Origin of the sequence: Cohnella herbarum (genome assembly GCF_012849095.1) — a bacterium.
Lineage (GTDB): Bacteria > Bacillota > Bacilli > Paenibacillales > Paenibacillaceae > Cohnella > Cohnella herbarum.
Genome location: NZ_CP051680.1, coordinates 5883639 through 5899507 on the forward strand (window position 1 = coordinate 5883639; position 15869 = coordinate 5899507).

Annotated in this window: 14 protein-coding genes; 1 reads left to right on the forward strand and 13 read right to left on the reverse strand. The window is 53.3% G+C overall.

The annotated features are described in order from the left end of the window. Positions 1–67: 67 nt before the first annotated feature. The 4 genes from HH215_RS25095 to HH215_RS25110 all read right to left on the reverse strand — a co-directional run bounded on the left by HH215_RS25095 (position 68) and on the right by HH215_RS25110 (position 5450). Positions 68–1390, reverse strand: coding sequence for an extracellular solute-binding protein (locus HH215_RS25095; protein WP_169282381.1), 1323 nt, complete (start codon positions 1388–1390; stop codon positions 68–70). Between the two features lie 94 nt (positions 1391–1484). Beyond that, a complete protein-coding gene (locus HH215_RS25100) occupies positions 1485–3032 on the reverse strand; it encodes a helix-turn-helix domain-containing protein (RefSeq protein ID WP_169282382.1) in 1548 nt (515 codons plus the stop codon). Next, positions 3029–4798, reverse strand: a complete 1770-nt coding sequence (locus tag HH215_RS25105; protein ID WP_169282383.1) for a sensor histidine kinase — start codon at positions 4796–4798, stop codon at positions 3029–3031. The genes HH215_RS25100 and HH215_RS25105 overlap by 4 nt, the downstream gene beginning before the upstream one ends. 202 nt (positions 4799–5000) lie before the next feature. Then, the gene (locus HH215_RS25110) at positions 5001–5450 is read right to left on the reverse strand and encodes an SRPBCC family protein (RefSeq protein WP_169282384.1); all 450 of its coding nucleotides are present in this window, start codon (positions 5448–5450) and stop codon (positions 5001–5003) included. Between the two features lie 103 nt (positions 5451–5553). On the opposite strand from HH215_RS25110, the gene HH215_RS25115 reads away from it, so the two are divergent. Beyond that, a complete protein-coding gene (locus HH215_RS25115; RefSeq protein WP_169282385.1) occupies positions 5554–6384 on the forward strand; it encodes a helix-turn-helix transcriptional regulator in 831 nt (276 codons plus the stop codon). Here the strand turns inward: HH215_RS25115 and HH215_RS25120 are convergent. The 9 genes from HH215_RS25120 to HH215_RS25160 all read right to left on the reverse strand — a co-directional run bounded on the left by HH215_RS25120 (position 6376) and on the right by HH215_RS25160 (position 15779). Continuing rightward, positions 6376–7527, reverse strand: coding sequence for a winged helix DNA-binding domain-containing protein (locus HH215_RS25120; RefSeq protein WP_169282386.1), 1152 nt, complete (start codon positions 7525–7527; stop codon positions 6376–6378). The two genes, HH215_RS25115 and HH215_RS25120, sit on opposite strands and share 9 nt — an antisense overlap. Positions 7528–7606: 79 nt before the next feature. After that, positions 7607–8077, reverse strand: a complete 471-nt coding sequence (locus HH215_RS25125; RefSeq protein ID WP_169282387.1) for a DinB family protein — start codon at positions 8075–8077, stop codon at positions 7607–7609. 93 nt (positions 8078–8170) lie between these two features. Beyond that, the gene (locus HH215_RS25130) at positions 8171–9199 is read right to left on the reverse strand and encodes a Gfo/Idh/MocA family protein (RefSeq protein WP_169282388.1); all 1029 of its coding nucleotides are present in this window, start codon (positions 9197–9199) and stop codon (positions 8171–8173) included. A gap of 31 nt (positions 9200–9230) precedes the next feature. Then, on the reverse strand, positions 9231–10109 hold the full coding sequence (locus tag HH215_RS25135; protein WP_169282389.1) for a DMT family transporter: 879 nt from the start codon (positions 10107–10109) through the stop codon (positions 9231–9233). Positions 10110–10122: 13 nt separating this feature from the next. Then, positions 10123–10962: a PIG-L deacetylase family protein gene (locus HH215_RS25140; protein ID WP_169282390.1), complete on the reverse strand. Its 840-nt coding sequence runs from the start codon at positions 10960–10962 to the stop codon at positions 10123–10125. A gap of 29 nt (positions 10963–10991) precedes the next feature. After that, complete coding sequence (locus tag HH215_RS25145) at positions 10992–12032, reverse strand: sugar phosphate isomerase/epimerase family protein (protein WP_169282391.1); 1041 nt, start codon at positions 12030–12032, stop codon at positions 10992–10994. 120 nt (positions 12033–12152) lie between these two features. After that, positions 12153–13739, reverse strand: a complete 1587-nt coding sequence (locus HH215_RS25150) for an extracellular solute-binding protein (protein WP_169282392.1) — start codon at positions 13737–13739, stop codon at positions 12153–12155. A gap of 77 nt (positions 13740–13816) precedes the next feature. After that, the gene (locus HH215_RS25155; protein WP_169282393.1) at positions 13817–14695 is read right to left on the reverse strand and encodes a carbohydrate ABC transporter permease; all 879 of its coding nucleotides are present in this window, start codon (positions 14693–14695) and stop codon (positions 13817–13819) included. Positions 14696–14876: 181 nt separating this feature from the next. Continuing rightward, on the reverse strand, positions 14877–15779 hold the full coding sequence (locus HH215_RS25160) for an ABC transporter permease (RefSeq protein ID WP_169282394.1): 903 nt from the start codon (positions 15777–15779) through the stop codon (positions 14877–14879). Positions 15780–15869 lie beyond the last annotated feature (90 nt).

Consider the following 15869-nt stretch of genomic DNA (forward strand, 5'->3'; position numbering starts at 1 on the left):
AGGAGAACTGAAACCGCGACAGGCTGCTGTTTAATGAGTGCCTCTGCTTTCGGTCTCTCCGGTTACGTTACTTGCCAAGCGACTTGGCTTGCGCCTCTTGAATTTTCTTCGCGATATCTTCCGCTTTGCCGCCCATTAGCAGCTCTTGAAGTCCGTTATTCACGGCTTCCGCGCCTGCGGAAGTCATAACGCCGTCATATACGGGAGTCATCTTCACGGTATTCAGAAGCTCGTATACTTTCGAGAAGATCGGAGTGACTTTGCTCTTATCGAGTTCGACTTTATAGCTGACCAACTGGTTGCTTTCCAGTACGCGCTTCTGCGCTTCGGGGCCTGCCATGGCGAGCATGAGCTCGAATGCGGCTTCTTTCTTGGCGCCCGTCGCGTTTTTGCCGAGACCAAGACCTGTTCCGACTACGCCGGACAGCGTGTTCGGATCGCCTTTGCCTCCAGGGATGGAAGGAAGTACGGTAGCGCCCATTTGAGCTTTGGCTTCATCGGTCGCGTTAGCCGCGAAGTTCGTCAACGCCCAGCCGCCGTCGATCATGAAAGCGGATTTGCCTTGCGCGAACATTTGCTCCATTTGCGTATTGTCGATCGCGTTGAATCCGGGTTGGAACGCGCCTGCTTTTTCGAGATCCTGCAAGTATTGAAGCGATTGTACGAATTGCGGGTCGGTGAAGCTCGCGCCGTCTTGGGCGGCTGCTTTCAAGAACCATTCCGTGCCGGTCACGCGGTCGGCCAGCGAGCTGAGAATGCTCGATTGCGCTAGCCAGGAGGCTTTGTTGCCCAATGCGATCGGCGTGATGTTCTTCCCTTTGAACACTTCGACGGTTTTCAGTAATTCGTCCCACGTTTTAGGAACCTGTACTCCGTTCGCGTCTAGAATCGATTGGTTATAGAACAAGATCGAAGTCGGACTTAGGGCAATCGGAGCGCTGTAAATGTTGTTATCGATCGTGAAGCCGTCGAACGATCCCGGCAAGAAGCCGTTTTTCCATTCCGTCTCTTTGTCGAGCAATTCGTTAATCGGCTGAATCATCCCGCCTGCTTGGAATTCCTTCGTCATAATGCCCGGCCACATGACGAACAGATCCGGCATTTCGTTAGCGGCCGCAACCGTTTTGAGACGCGTTCTATAGCCGTCCGGCGGAATCGCCTGAATATCAAGCTCGATGTTCGTATGCTCTTTCTGGAATTCATCGATGATCGCACGCATTGTCGTGGCGCGTTGATCGTCGCCGGTGTAGTTGTGCCAGAGCGAAATTTTTACCTTTTCTTTGCCATCTTCCGTTTTCGCTCCGTTGCCGGAGTCTTTATTGCCGCATCCGGCCAAGAGGACCGATGCCGATACCGTAAGCGCCATAATAGCGGAAAGTGATTTTTTCATGTTTATGACCTCCCTGTTTTAACTGCACTCTCAGTATAGGGCGTCCTTTTTCGAATAGGCAGGGGACAGAAATCGGGTTTAGGGTGGGTAAAAATCAGTTGTTCTCCCTATACTCCGAAGGCGTCTTCCCCGAAGTCTTCTTGAATAGCTGGCTGAAATACTTCACGTCCTCGTACCCGACATGCCGCGCGATCTCGCTGATCTTCATCGGCGATTGGCTTAGGAGTTCCATTGCGCGTCTCATGCGCTCTCGCGTGACGAACTCGATATAGGTCAGGCCCGTTTCCCGTTTGAACACTTCGCTAAAATGGTTCGGGTTCAAATGGACATGCTTGGCGACCTGTTGCAAAGTCAGATTGTTGTCCAAATGCTCGCCGATGTATATCATCGCGCGTTTAATATAATTGACCCGCTCGCCTGCCGCCAACTCCCGGTACTTGTCCATTAACGATTGCAGATGCTTGTACAGCGTTTCGTCCGGCCGCTCCGCCACGTCGTCCGATTGTTGCAGCAGCCGCGCGGGAAGCGCCTCCTCTCCTCCCGGCGCCTGGATCGCTCGCAACCGTTCAAGCCAGCGGTGTCCCGAAATCAGGAGCGAATTCAAATACGCCCGGAACGAACCCGGCGTAACCGAGGGATCCGCAAGATGGGCGCTTATCGTTTCGTTAACCCAATAGCGCAACTCGACGGGGTTGCCGGATTTCATGATCGAGATGAGCTGCTCCTCCTCTTCTTGAGAGGAAAGGGTTCTTCCGCCGGGGATTCCCTTGACGTCCTCGTAGGTGACTAACCCTTCCCGGTTGGCGAACCATTTGAACGAATAGACGAATGAAGCTTCATCGTACGACTTTTTTAAATCCCGTATATTCGGCACGCTGCAGCCAGCGGCAATGAATAATCGGCATTTCAGCTTCCGGCCTATCCGGTCGAATTCCAGCTTTACCTTCTGAAGGTCGATGGCTTCCCGTTCTTGACTTAGAACGAGTAGAACATAGTCTTTGCGCAACAGAGTTTCTCCGTTAAACAATTCTCCGACCATGTTCTCGACCGCAAAATGGAGAGAGTTCGCGTAAATCGTAGCTTCGTCCCAACCGGTAGCGGCGATGATGAACACTTGGAACGACGCGTTATTCGCCCGAAGCTTAGGTAAGAGTTGCGGAATTTGCTCTACGGATTGCGCGTTTAAGCGCCCCTCCATCACAAGCTGTTCCAACAGGCTGTCGCGGAAAGCCGTCTGTTGGATGTGGCCTTGCTTCAGCGTTGCCCAACGGTCCAACAGCCGTTGTTTGGCTTTCATGGCGGCTTTGATGATTTCCTGCGGCGGGCTCGTCTTGAGCAAATAGTCGCCGACTCCCTCGCGGATGGCCTGCTGCGTGTAGCTGAAGTCGTCATAGCCGGTCAAGATGATGATTTCCGTATCCGGGAGAAGCAGCTTGACCTCGGCGGCCAGCTCCAAGCCGCTCTTGCCGGTCATGCGAATGTCCGTCAGCAAGATGTGCGGACGTTCATGCGGAATACGCGCCAGCGCTTCCTCTGCGGAAACCGCAGGATTAAGCAATTCGAAGCCGAGCTCCCGCCAATTGATTACGGTGCTGAGTCCGGTACGGATAATGACTTCGTCGTCTACGATAAGAACTTTCATGATTGGTCTTCCTCCAATAGGGGCAGCGTGAACGTGATTCGCGTTCCGAAGTTTTCCGTGCTTTCGATTTTAAGGCCTGCCTCGTTCCCGTAGTGGAGAAGAAGCCTTTGATGCACGTTTCGCAACCCGTAGCTTCCATGAGCAATGGCATCGCGGTCATCGGGATTGGACGGGTTAAGCAGGCCGATGATTTCGCGGAGCTTGTCCGGGGGCATGCCGATCCCGGTATCGTCGACCACGAACGTCATCGTCGTTTTGTTCCTAACGGCATGAATATGGATGATGCCTTTGCCGTCTTTCTTGAGGATTCCGTGGATAAGCGAATTTTCGATCAGCGGCTGAAGCAGCAGCTTAAGCATCAGGTTGTCGTTCATGGCGGGATCGACGAAGAAATGGATCTCGAATTTGTCCGGGTAACGGATGGATTGAATATTCGCGTAATGCCGGGCATGGGTGATCTCTTGCGACACGGGGCAGTAGGGAGCCCCTTTGTTGAGGCTGAAGCGCAGGAAATCGCTTAGGCTTCCGACCATGTCGGCCGTCTTCATGTCTTGATTCATTAAGGCCATCCAATGAATGGAGGATAACGTATTGTACAAGAAGTGAGGGTTGATCTGAGCTTGCAAAGCCAGCATGTCGGCTTCCTTCTTCAACGACTCGTTGTGCTTGACTTGCTCGGTTAGCCTATCGATGCGGCCGCCTAACTTGTTATAGCTGCGAACCAGCTGTCCGACCTCGTCCATGCTTTCCACGGGGTACGGCCGTATCGGCTCCTCCGGATGGGCATCCTTCAGAAAATACGTCAACATCAGCAACGGCCGGGTTACCTGCTTAACGAAGAATACGACGAGGAAAGCGATCAGCACGCCCGATATTCCGACGGACACAGCCGTTAATGCGAGGACGTAACGGTTCTGAGAACTATACTCGGCATACGGAATGACTCGGACCAGCGTCCAATTCACGTCCGGTATCGTGAGATAGAGGATCGTTTTTTTCGAAGCAGCTTTATCGTAATTGAAGGATCCGGTCGTTTCCGTAAAAGGATCGAGGTCGGGCAAGAAGTCCTGAATATAACCGTTCATCGGCTCAGGGGCTCCGCTAGACAGAATGCGTCCCTGCGAGTCGACGAGCATCGTATAATCTTCGCCTCCGCTACCGGATTGCTTCAGAATTCGCAGGACGGATTGTTCGTTCAGGCTCATGACGAGCATGCCGATTTGCTCGAACGTAAACATGTTGCGTACGGGGCGGACGAGCGAGATCACGCGCGTAATGCCAGAGATCGTACGGTTCTCGTACACGGAGCTCCACCATCTAGGGTTCGTATCGAAATAGTCGGGAAACTTCTCGGTAATGTCGGATAGACCGGATTGCAGGATCGTCGTGTTGGATACCGGGTGCGACTGGTACTTCGGATAGATAGTGATGTCGGATATGTAGGACTTGGAATAGACCAGGTTGGACAAAAACTCGATCATCAACGTTTGCTTGAGCGCATTGTCGCCTTTGTTGCTCAGATACTGCTGTACTTCCTTGTTGCCGATCAGGAAGATGGACATGTTCTCGATGTCTTTGACGATGAATTCAAGGTTCGTCTCGATTTGCCTTAAGCTGCTTAGCCCCGATTGCTTCGTCTTTTCCTCGGTTAATTTGGAAGCCGTCGTGTACGAGAAAAAACCGAGAGACAGGAGAGGGAGAAGGATGGAGATCAATAGGAAAAAGGATAACTTTCGATTGAGCGATCTTCTTAACCAGCGCGTCATGAATTTCCTCCGTTAGCGATTGTCATTCGTACCCATAGCGTCTCTCATCCCGCCTTCGATTATGAAGGCGAACGAGAAGCAAATCTCCAAGATCTTAACATAATCCCTATCGCGTAAATAGGCGACAATAAATAAGAGCTAATCTTAGGGTCATATTAGACCGATAAGATTAGCTCCATGAACGGCGCGCGAATTGCGTTTATTACCAACCGTAATCAAGTGCTTTGCCCGACTCCGCGTAGGTCTTAATGTTGCTCAGGATGTAGGGCCAGTTTTCGGAAGTTCTTTCAAACGAAGGATGGTTGTCGGACCATTGATCGTTAACGAGCGTTAGTCTCGTGGTTCCGCCGACCGGCTCGAGCGTGATCGTGACGCGGGTTTGCAATCGCGCGTGGTCGGGGTTGTAGGAAGGCCCGGGATGTTCGGTAGTGCTGAATACTTTATTCGGTTCGAAGACAAGGATCGTACCGTAGACATGTACCGTTTCGTCGCCGTCGTTGCCCGGGCCTACGTATTCGTAAGAGCTGCCAACTTCGAAGGTCGAGAGCAAGGTGGAACCGAAGAATATCGCTTTGGTCCCTTCGGGAGAGACGAGCGCCTGCCAGACCTTGTCCGGCGTAGCCCCGACGTATAACACGTATTTCAATTCCATGAGCAGTTCCCCTTTCAGAACGTGATAGCTCTTATGATAGAATAGGGATAAACAAGAGTATTGTAAAAAAACGACAAGCGTAAACGGAAGGGGACCTCGATACTTGGATCCTGTTGCCGATCATTCTACCAAAGGGATATTGCATGCCGATGCGGGGAGGCTGAAGTATAAGCTGTCCCGTTATGAACCCGCGGATGCGCTTCGGATTTATATTCAACATTATTGGGCAGTCGAATGGGACCTTCGGGGTCAAGAGCCCTATCGCCAAACCGTACTTTCCCATCCCAACGTGAATCTGGTGTTCGAGCCGGAGCGCACACGGATTTATGGCATTTGGGAGAAAACATCGACGCAATTATTGGAAGGCCAGGGCAGCGTATTCGCCGTCAAATTTAATCCCGGCGGGTTCTATCCGTTCTGGCGGCAGCCGCTTTCGGCGCTAACCCGCCGGTCGATCGCGTTGTCGGACGTATTCGGGGCGGAAGCCGGTTTGTTGGAGGCCGATATTCTTGCCGCTGCCGGAGATGCTGCCGCGCAGGTCGAACGAATTAACCGTTTTTTCCTTGCTCGCTTACCTGACGAAGACGAGAATGTAGAGTTGGTCAACGGAATCGTAGCAGCGCTCGTCACGGATCTCGATATTCTGAAAGTCGAGCAGTTGGCCGATCGATTCGACCTAAGCGTTCGGACGTTGCAAAGGCTATTCGATCGTTACGTGGGCGTAAACCCGAAAGGGGTTATTCAGCGATTCCGGCTTCATGAAGCGGCCGAGCGGATCGAGCAAGGCGAAGCCGTCGATTGGCCCAAGCTGTCGCTCGATATGGGATATTTCGACCAAGCGCATTTCATTAAGGATTTCAAAGCATATTTGGGTAAAACGCCGGACGAATATATGCGATCAATCCCCAGTGCCAAGCCGGATAGCTTAAGATAATGGTTCGTTAATACGGATGTTATGGACGGCGAACTCCCCTGCCGCGAACGTAAGCAGATTGACTCCTTCCGCGGCTAACTCCGTCTTATCTTTCTTGCTGAGCGGCCGGAAGGGATCGATGACGAGAGTGGCGGTATCGCGCTCCTTGGTAATCTTCCACATTCCTTGGACGAAGCCGTCAATCAGGAATGTAGAGCGAATAATTCCGTTAATCGTGAACACGCGCTTCCGGTCGTCTTCTGAGATGATGCGGCTTCGGTCGGCATGGGAGAGAAGAGCGTTATCGAACTCCGCCATGAATTTCGCGGATATCGGCGCGTCCGGATCGGGTAACGGAGCATCGGGGAGATCGAACACCTCCTTGCCGTGCTCGTCGCGGAAGATTCGCAGACGCGGCCGCATAAGGCTGATCACGCCGTTAAGCTTCGTCAAGCCGGACCAAGCTTGCATGTCCTGAACGGTAGCCGGGCCGAATGCGGCCAAATATCTTTCGATTATCGTTTCTATTGAGCTATCGACAGAGCAATCGACGGAAAGACCGGTTCCAAGCCAAGTCTCCGCGGAAGTATGGGCGGCTTGGCCGCTTTCTCCCCAAAGCCCGCGCGGCGGCACTTGAACAAGCGGGATATGCGTGCGCACGATATTGGCGATGGCGGAAGGATCAAGGTCGCGCCACCGCTCGTCCTCGGCTAGAAGGGCGCTGATCTCTTGAAAAGTACGGGGACGCTCCTCGACGAGCGCCCGTCCCGCCGCGGAGAGTGCCTCTTGGTCTATGGCCGTAAGGTGTTTGCCGTAGCTTCCTCGCAAGCCGCGTTCGAGAACGGGCTGCAGAAGAGGGCGGAGCGCTAGGCAGTCACGGGACGAGACGAGGTGGATCGTCGAGCGCATGAGCGCGATCCTTACCGCTTGTCGGGACTGGATCAGCTTAGACAATTCCGCCTGTTGAAAGTCGGCAAGGCGAGCCCATAATCCGATATAAGGAGGGTTAGGAGCTTGCGCTTGCAGCCCCACCAGATGCTCTATCGCTTCCAGAGCAGACATCTGCTTGCGCTGGATCAACATCTGCCGTTCGAGCAATGCCCGGTTAAGGGAGCGCTTGCTGAGGACGGGGCCAGGCTCAACTTGGAAAGGGTTAGCCGACATGATTCCGTACCTCCGTTGCTGGTGATATTCCCATTATAAACAAGAAACCCTGACAATAGCCTGTCAGGGTTTCTTGGCGTTACAGCAGCCTTTTATAATTTTTGATGGCGTTGAGGTGCATGCCTTCATGGTACAGATTAAAGCTGAGAAATTGATCGATCGACCCCAGAGTCATTCCGGCGGACGTCGTATACGGCGGACTGATTTGTTCATGAATACGGGGAGCGAGAGCTTCGCGAATCCGCTCTTGTTGGTCCTTCAACAGGGTTTCCAATTGTTGCAGACTCGGCGCGGGAAAGGATACTTGGCTCGTTAACGGCGAAGTGCCGGATTCGAACCGTTCCTTGAACCCTTCGGGCAGAAGTAGGGGAAGATTCGCGTGAAGAAAGGCGAACCGTTCCAGGACGACGTAAATGTGTCCCAGATTCCATCGAATCGAGTTTCGAAATCCTTCGGGAATCCGGTCCGCGATTTCCTCCGAGACTCCTTCCATCGCTTTGAAGGTTTGACCTCTTACGAAAGCCAACTGCTTGAATAAAAAGTGTTCCATCGGCCTTCCTCCTTGCCTTAATCCCATTTTTCGCCATTTTACCATAATCGAAGCCTCTTCACATCGCCGTAGTTCGTGCTTTGACGGATTTTCTTATCGCTGCAGGTCCTTCAAGTATACTTTTCTGCCAGATTGCGCGGAGAGATAGAGCGCTTCGAGGGTTTCGGCAAGCGCGATTCCTTCCTCGATGCCCGTGGATAACCCGCTCTCTTCACCTTGAATCGCCTTTAGCCATAAGGAAAGAGTAGACTCGCCGGCTTCGGGCATCGTGGCCGCCTTCCGCAGCGCGTCCGAGTGGGAATCCCGTGAGAAAGCGCGAACTACGCTATCCGAAGATCGCAGTAGCTTGCGATGCACGCCCGTTGACCCGCTGCCCAAGAAACTTCCCGACGTTCCGTAGAGCTCGATGGAGAAGGGCGATTGGTCCGCGGCATAACTGGTATCGCATATGGCGAGAGTTCCATTGGCATATTCGAAAATACTGACCGCGTTATCTTCGGCCGCATGGCCCGTATAGCTAGCGGTAACGGCGGTGACGGCAAGCGGTTGACCCAGTATCCACCGCATCAGGTATAGGCAATGAGCGCCAAGATCGGTAAATACGCCATAGCCCGAATCCAGAAATCGGGATGCGAGAGGGACGGCGCCGCTAGCGCCGTCGTGGGCATTTCGAATCCGCACGCTTGTGATCTCGCCGATCGCTCCCGTATCGGCAACCTTCTTGGCCGCCAGATTGACGGGCCAACGTCTTAGCGACATATCGATCGCGAAGTGGATGCGGGAGCGGCGAATCCAATCCGCAACCCGGTTTGCTTCTTGCAGCGATAGTGCCATGACTTGATCGGCGAGCACATGCTTGCCGGCTTTGGCCGCGATTTCGATCAGGGATGCGGCCTGTTCCGTCGAGCTGTCGACGATGACGCCGTCCAAATCGGAACGTGCCAGGAGCGCCGCGAGATTCGGCTCGAACAAGACTCCGAATTCATCGGCGTAGGCTTGTCCCCGCGCTAAGTCGTCATCCCAGACGGCGATGATCGTCGCTTCGGGAAATTCGGCCAGATCTCTGACGAAGCTCTTGACATGATAGTGGTTCCAACAACTGAGCATAGCGATATTAGGCATTGCGATACCTCCGATTTACGGACTTTCACGGCTATAGATTTACGGCGACGATCGCCAGGATTCCCGTCAGAATGCCGAGCGCGCCGCCCTTGGTCAGCTTTTCTTTGAAGACGACGGCGGAGGCGAGCGTAAGCAGCACGATCATGCTGCCGTTGACGAAAGGATACAGGTAAGCTCCCGGTAACCGGCCGGACAGATAAGTCATTAACGCGTTCCCGATTCCGGTCGTTAAGCCTACTCCGACGACGATGAGGAGGGTGCTCCTAGTAATGCGAACGGTTGAGTCGACCGACTTCCGTTTCAGGCCGGCTACGATCCAGCCGAGCGCGGAGCAGAGGCTTGCGGCCAAGAAGCCGACCAGCATCAATTCCATCGCCTCGCGTCCGTCGAGCATCGATTGATGCGCCTTAGCGAGCACGGGAATGAGCCCGTTAAACAGGAAAGCGAGCAGGCAGTAGAAGATCCAACTTCTCTGCGCCCGTTGCTCTTGTCCCGACTGCCCTCCGTAGATTTGAATGAAGTAGAACGAGAGCAGGAACAAGGCCAACCCCGCCAGCTTCGTCGGGCCCGCGCCTTCCTGCCACAGCGTCATGCTGGCGATTACGGGAACCATCAGGCTGACGGAAAAATAGAAGGACGAATACGACAACGGACCGGTATTCATGGCGCGAGTGTAGAAGAACATGGTTAAAGTAAAGACCGCCCCGTACAGGCTTCCGAATAGCCATGTTCCCGAACTGATCGTGGGCGAACCGCCGATTGCCCACCCTAGAAGCGAACCGATGGCGATCAAAGTACTGTACGAGGAGATTAATCCGAACAGAGATCGGTTGGACCTCAACTCCGGCAGTCTTTTCAAGCATAAAGTCTGGAGGACGAACATGAGAGCGGCAACTGCGGCTAACAGCATGATTCCTGCCGGTTCAACGCTCTGCCGATCGAACGAGCATCGGGAAGAGGGCTTTCATCTCATCGTCGTTAGGACGACGGCCGTAATGGGCGATCTCGAAAGGCTCGGCGTATCGGATGCTCTCCGCCTGTTCCGCGCCGTACCATTTGTTCAGAGCGGGCTTCATCTCTTCGGAGACGACCATGAATTCGGCCCAATGTTTCAGCAGGAACCCTCGTTTGTCTTCCCAGCTCTCGGGAACCTGGTCAAGGAATCCGGCTTGCCAAGGGGTGAATTCATAGAATTGAGTCGCATGGGCATCGCACGCTAGAAGTTTTTTCTCCAGAACGGATTCAATGTCCAAGACGATATCCGCCGAATAAAGGCGTTTCATCGAATAGTCCGGCATCAGAAGCACGACGGGCCCTTGGCTTAGTGCGGGGACGTCTGGTACCGCGTTCGGGGTCTTGGCGACGAAGGAGGCCGCATCGCTAACGACCTTGCCGGCATACCGGTTATCGGAATGGGCGCCTCCTTCCGGATGGAAGGTAATGACGACGTCCGCTCTCCATCGGCGAATTTGCCGGACCACTTCGTTGCGTACCGCAATCGTCGGAAGCAGCTCCCCGTCCGGCGTATCGAGCACTTCGTACTCGTCGATTCCTAGTTTGCTCGCTGCATTAACGGCTTCGGTTTTTCTCCGTTCCACCAACTCCGTGCCGCTAATCGCATAGTGTCCGCAGCTCCCGTTCGTTAGCGACAGAAACTTCACCCGGTGTCCCATCTCCGCGAACAACGCGGCGGTCCCGCCGGCGTAGATGTCCGGTTCATCGGGATGAGCTCCGATGACGATCACTCTGATTTCTTTATTCATTCCAATGACCTCCAAACCTTCGTAGGGTTTTAACCGTTCAGTCCTAAGTCCTTCAATACTTGCTGAAGGTACTTGCGAGAAGCGTCCAAGCGTTCGTCCATTTCATCCCAATAGCTAATCGCCTCGTAGACTTCCGGACTCATCCACTCTCCGGAAGCAATCCGCTTCTCGCATATCGCGGCCAAACGGACGAGCTCGGCAACTTCCGCCAGGCTAAGGTCGGGATGAACATCCCTCCATTGCTCCACGTAGATGTCCATATGCATGAGTCCTTTGTGATCCTCGACCTGAACGTGCAAATTCGGGTTTACCTTGCCTATCTCCGCGAAGATCGCCGGGTAGTCGACGATGCCTTGTCCCGAAGCCTTCAACTGGCGCACAAGTCCGTTGTCGGAAAAATAAAGGATGCCGTCCTTGGCATGCATCTGGTGGATATAGGGAGCGGCCCGCTTGGCGACCGCGACGGGATCTTCGGCCCGGGACAAGACGTTGGCCGTATCGAACGCGACGCCGAGAACGTCTTCTCCGACTTCCTCGATCATTCTTAGAACCTCGTAGGAGGTGATCTCCTCGTGCGTTTCGAGATTAATGCGCGAACCGGAATCTCTTAGCGCAGGCGCCAGCGTCTTCAAGAATCGGGTGGTCGCCTGCAACTGCTCCTCCCAAGCGACGTCCGTGCGGAAGCGATCGTTCACGAAGTAACCGGAGTGGCCTCCTCGCCAACCGGCCGTGACGCCGATCAGCTCGTGGGCGCCCATCTCCGCGGCGGCGTGAATTTGCTTCTCCATAGCCAGCATATAATCCCCTCCGCCGAGCTGCCAGATTTCCGGCGATTCCGTCGCGTTGTAGGGATTCACTCTGCCGACTCCGAAATCAAGGAACATTCCCAGCCTCTTGGCGCAAGAAGCGGCTTCCCGCAGCACGCCGACGTCCAAGCTCACGGATACGTAGATCGGGGATTTGTAATAAACTCCCTCATAGCCGTCCGCCTTCGCCTTCTCGAGCACTTGTTCGACCGGCATATGTTCGTCTTTCAAATATCCGTGATGCAGCTCTATGCCTACTTTCATTACCGTAACCTCCTTGGTTTGCCATGCGCCGTTTTCCGTCAGAAAAACACCGGGAAAGCCTTGTCTCGCGTTGAAGCAAGGCTTTCCCGGCGTATTCCCATCCGAATGAACGATCGATTATTATTTCAAAGTATTGTTATAAATCTCGAGAAGCTTAGTAACGCCTTTGTCGTTGATTTCCTTCACGTAACCGTCCCAATCCTTCTCCACGGTAGACTTACCATAGATAAATTGCTCTTGGGATCTCATGAAGAAGTCGTGTACGGTCGTGCTTCTCATCGTTTCTTCTTCCTTGTCGGCCGGGGTCAGCTTAGGCACCTTCGCAACGGAAGGGAACCAATTCTTAGCGTTGGCTTCCGCGGTCAATGAATCGACTAACGGGTTGTTCAACACCTTGGAGAACCAATCGTACGTAAATACGGTCGTGAAGTTGTTGTTGGACGCGCCGACGTTCCATAACGCTTTCTGGATCATGCCGCTGCTTTTCACCGCTTCGGTGAATTCGCGGTTGCCGTCTTTCTCGACGAACGTTTCGTCTTGGATGCCCCAAGTACCGAGATTGATCGCTTCGTCGCTGTACAGCCAGTTTACGTATTCGAGCAATTTGTCGAAGTTCGGTTTCTTAGCCGCGCTTGCCGGAATGACGTAAGCGAAGTTGATGCGTTGAGCGGACGGTCCTTTGACGCCTCCGGGTCCGGCGATCGGAGGGAGCGGGGCAAGCTCGAAGTCGGGCGATACGTTCTTCTTGCCGTCGGCGTTAATCTGGCCGAGCTCGCTGATCCAAGTATAGGTAAACACGCTTTGTCCCGTGGCCATCTTCTGTTTCCATTGGTCCGTGCTGGAGGTGAAGATTTCCGGATCGGCCAATCCTTCCTTCATCAGGCGGCTTAAGAAGGCGACATACTGTTTGTAGTTATCGCTCGTATAGGCATATTCGAACGCTTGTTTGTCGGAGTTATACAGGAATCCGTTGTATGCGGGCCCGATTCCCCAAGCCGCTCCCGACAGATTGATGAGTCCGAGCGCTCCGTTCAGGTTAGCCATCGGATAACCTTTCGGGTCGGCTTCTTTCAATTTCTTCAACACGTTATAGAGCTCGTCCATCGTTGTCGGGGCTTGCAGATTGTGTTTCTTGAGCAGATCGACGCGGATGACGGGAGCGGTATTGTACATCGCCGATTCGAACATGAACGGTAGACCGTACAGCTTGCCGTCCTTCAACGTCCAGTTGTCGATTTCCTCGGATATTTTATATTTTTCGAGCTTTTCCTTCAGGTTCGGCAGTTTGTCCATATAATCGCTGATCGGCAGGAATACTCCCGTTTGGGCGAATTCCATATAGACGGGATGCTCCACGTAACTGACGAGATCCGGGGCGGAGCCGGAGCTGAGCACGATCTTAAGTTTGTTCTGGTAATCCGCGTCCGGAGTAGGCTGGATGTCCAGCTTCACGTTCGCGAGTTTCTGGAACTGCTCGAGCACCGGCCAAGCCGCATTGTAGGGGTAAGAAGGATTGTCGTCGTACATCATGGAGATGGTAATCGGCTCGTCGCCGCCTTTGCCCGCGGATGCCGCACCGCCGGTTTCCTTCGCGTTCGATCCTGAATTCGAGTCTGAGCATGCCGATAAGATGGCGGTCATCGCCAGCGTTAACGCGAGTCCTCCGGCCAGCCACTTGCTTTTCTTTACGCCTTGTACCTCTTTCATAGTGCAACTGCCTCCCTTGTGTTGGTATAAATCTATCATAAAAGCTGTTCAGGCTGGGCCTGCGAGAGTAACGGAAATCAGCCCTTCACGGAACCGAGCATGACTCCCTTGGCAAAATACTTCTGGGTAAACGGGAAAATGAGCATAATAGGCAACGTGGTCGACATAATGGCCGCCGCCTTGAGAGAAGCCGAAGAGATGTTATTCCCGGTGTCGCCGACTTGGCCGACGTTGCCCGCCAGATCGGATCCGGCAATGATATTGCGAACGATCATCATGACCGGATGTTTATCCGTGCTGTTCAAGTAGATCATGGAGTTAAACCAGTTGTTCCAGTAATACACGACGAGGAACAACGTAATGGCCGCCAGAATCGGTTTGGAGAGCGGAAGGATGATCTGCGCGAGAATGCGAAACGGATTCAAGCCGTCCAGCATGGCGGATTCTTCGATTTCCTCGGGAATCCCTTGGAAGTAGGTCATCATCAGCAGCAAGTAATAAGGCGTGATGCTGAAGGGGAGAACGATGGCCCAGATAGTGTCGATCAGACCCAAGCTTTTGACAAGCATGTAAGTCGGGATAAGTCCGCCGCTGAAGAACATCGTGAACATGATGAACAGAATGAGCAGCTTCCGGCCTTTCAACGCTCTCTTGGATAACGGATAAGCGCAGATCGTTAGCATGAATAGGCCGATCGCGGTTCCGAGAGCCGTCTGAATAACGGAGTTCTTAAAGCCGGCCAGAATGCTAGGATGTTGAAAGACGCGAAAGTAAGAGTCCAAGTTAAAGCCTTGGGGCCATAAGCCGACTTTGCCTCCCACTACGGCATTTGATTCGCTCAATGACACCGACAGTAGATGCAAGAACGGGACAAGGATAGAGGCCGCAAGGAGGAGCATTACGACCGAATTGAAAGCCATGAACCATTTGAAGCCGCTAGAACGGCGGTACAGCATTTATTTTCCTCCTTCTAGAGGGAGTTCATAAAGTCGTCTTTTGATCCGAAGTTATGCAAGGAGCGGATTCGACATCGAATCTTGAATCCAACCTTCCCGGAAACATGGTCGAGCAGTTCCGTCAGGCGAACGACCAGCCTCGGTGCTGAAAAAGCTGACTTTTTGAACTCTCATTTTTTGATTAGTACAAAGAAAAGCCGGATATTTTTCTAGAGATATAGTTGCCCGCCGATACGAGCATGAGCCCGATCAATCCGCCGAATAAGCCGACGGCCGTCGCATAGCTGTAATTGTTGTTCTGCAAGCCCATCCGGAAGACGAAAGTATCGATAATGTCGCTTGTCGTGGAATTGCTCGGCGTATAGAGCAGCAATACTTTCTCGAAACCGAGCGTAAGCATGGAGCCGAGCGAGATGATGAGCACGACGGATATCGTCGGCAGAATTTGCGGAATCGTCACGCTGAACGTTTGACGCCATCTTCCCGCGCCGTCCATTTCGGCGGCTTCGTACAGTTGGGTGTCGACCGATGCTAACGCCGCGGTATAGATGATCGCGTTCCAGCCCATGAACTGCCAAATGTCCGACGAAATGTAGATCGCGCGGAACCAGCCCGGTTCGTTCACGAAGAAGATCGGATCGATTCCGAACTGTCCAAGGAAGGAATTCACGATTCCATTCGTCGGCGAGAGAATTTCCTTCAGTATTCCCACGACGACGACGACCGCGACGAAGTTAGGGAAATAAGAGATCGTCTGGATGATCGTCTTGAGCTTCTTATTCAGAATTTCGTTCAGTAGCAGAGCGAACAGAATAGGAAGCGTGAACGTGATGGCCAGATTCAGGACGCTGAGCAGGATCGAATTCTGGAAAGCCGCCCAGAAGGTCGGGTCGTTCCAGAACATCTTGAAGTATCGAAGCCCGGCCCATTCCTCCCCGTACATCGAGCCGCCGGGTACGTATTTACGAAAGGCGAGCACGTTGCCTACGATCGGTCCGTATCTGAAAATAAGGAAATACGCGATCGGCAGCACGAGCATGAGATAGTAGTGATTGTAGCGTTTGAAGTAGGGACTCACCCGCATAACCAACCTCCTTCGGTTTTGTCTTCCCTTATCCAAACACATCCGAAAGCGGCTTCCTACGGCCAATCTCGCTCCGATGTCACACGATTC

Excerpts from the sequence above, each read along its gene's own strand:
- HH215_RS25095 (WP_169282381.1), bottom strand. The coding sequence starts at position 1,390 with ATGAAAAAATCACTTTCCGCTATTATGGCGCTTACGGTATCGGCATCG.
- HH215_RS25100 (WP_169282382.1), bottom strand. The coding sequence starts at position 3,032 with ATGAAAGTTCTTATCGTAGACGACGAAGTCATTATCCGTACCGGACTC.
- HH215_RS25105 (WP_169282383.1), bottom strand. The coding sequence starts at position 4,798 with ATGACGCGCTGGTTAAGAAGATCGCTCAATCGAAAGTTATCCTTTTTC.
- HH215_RS25110 (WP_169282384.1), bottom strand. The coding sequence starts at position 5,450 with ATGGAATTGAAATACGTGTTATACGTCGGGGCTACGCCGGACAAGGTC.
- HH215_RS25120 (WP_169282386.1), bottom strand. The coding sequence starts at position 7,527 with ATGTCGGCTAACCCTTTCCAAGTTGAGCCTGGCCCCGTCCTCAGCAAG.
- HH215_RS25125 (WP_169282387.1), bottom strand. The coding sequence starts at position 8,077 with ATGGAACACTTTTTATTCAAGCAGTTGGCTTTCGTAAGAGGTCAAACC.
- HH215_RS25130 (WP_169282388.1), bottom strand. The coding sequence starts at position 9,199 with ATGCCTAATATCGCTATGCTCAGTTGTTGGAACCACTATCATGTCAAG.
- HH215_RS25135 (WP_169282389.1), bottom strand. The coding sequence starts at position 10,109 with ATGCTGTTAGCCGCAGTTGCCGCTCTCATGTTCGTCCTCCAGACTTTA.
- HH215_RS25140 (WP_169282390.1), bottom strand. The coding sequence starts at position 10,962 with ATGAATAAAGAAATCAGAGTGATCGTCATCGGAGCTCATCCCGATGAA.
- HH215_RS25145 (WP_169282391.1), bottom strand. The coding sequence starts at position 12,032 with ATGAAAGTAGGCATAGAGCTGCATCACGGATATTTGAAAGACGAACAT.
- HH215_RS25150 (WP_169282392.1), bottom strand. The coding sequence starts at position 13,739 with ATGAAAGAGGTACAAGGCGTAAAGAAAAGCAAGTGGCTGGCCGGAGGA.
- HH215_RS25155 (WP_169282393.1), bottom strand. The coding sequence starts at position 14,695 with ATGCTGTACCGCCGTTCTAGCGGCTTCAAATGGTTCATGGCTTTCAAT.
- HH215_RS25160 (WP_169282394.1), bottom strand. The coding sequence starts at position 15,779 with ATGCGGGTGAGTCCCTACTTCAAACGCTACAATCACTACTATCTCATG.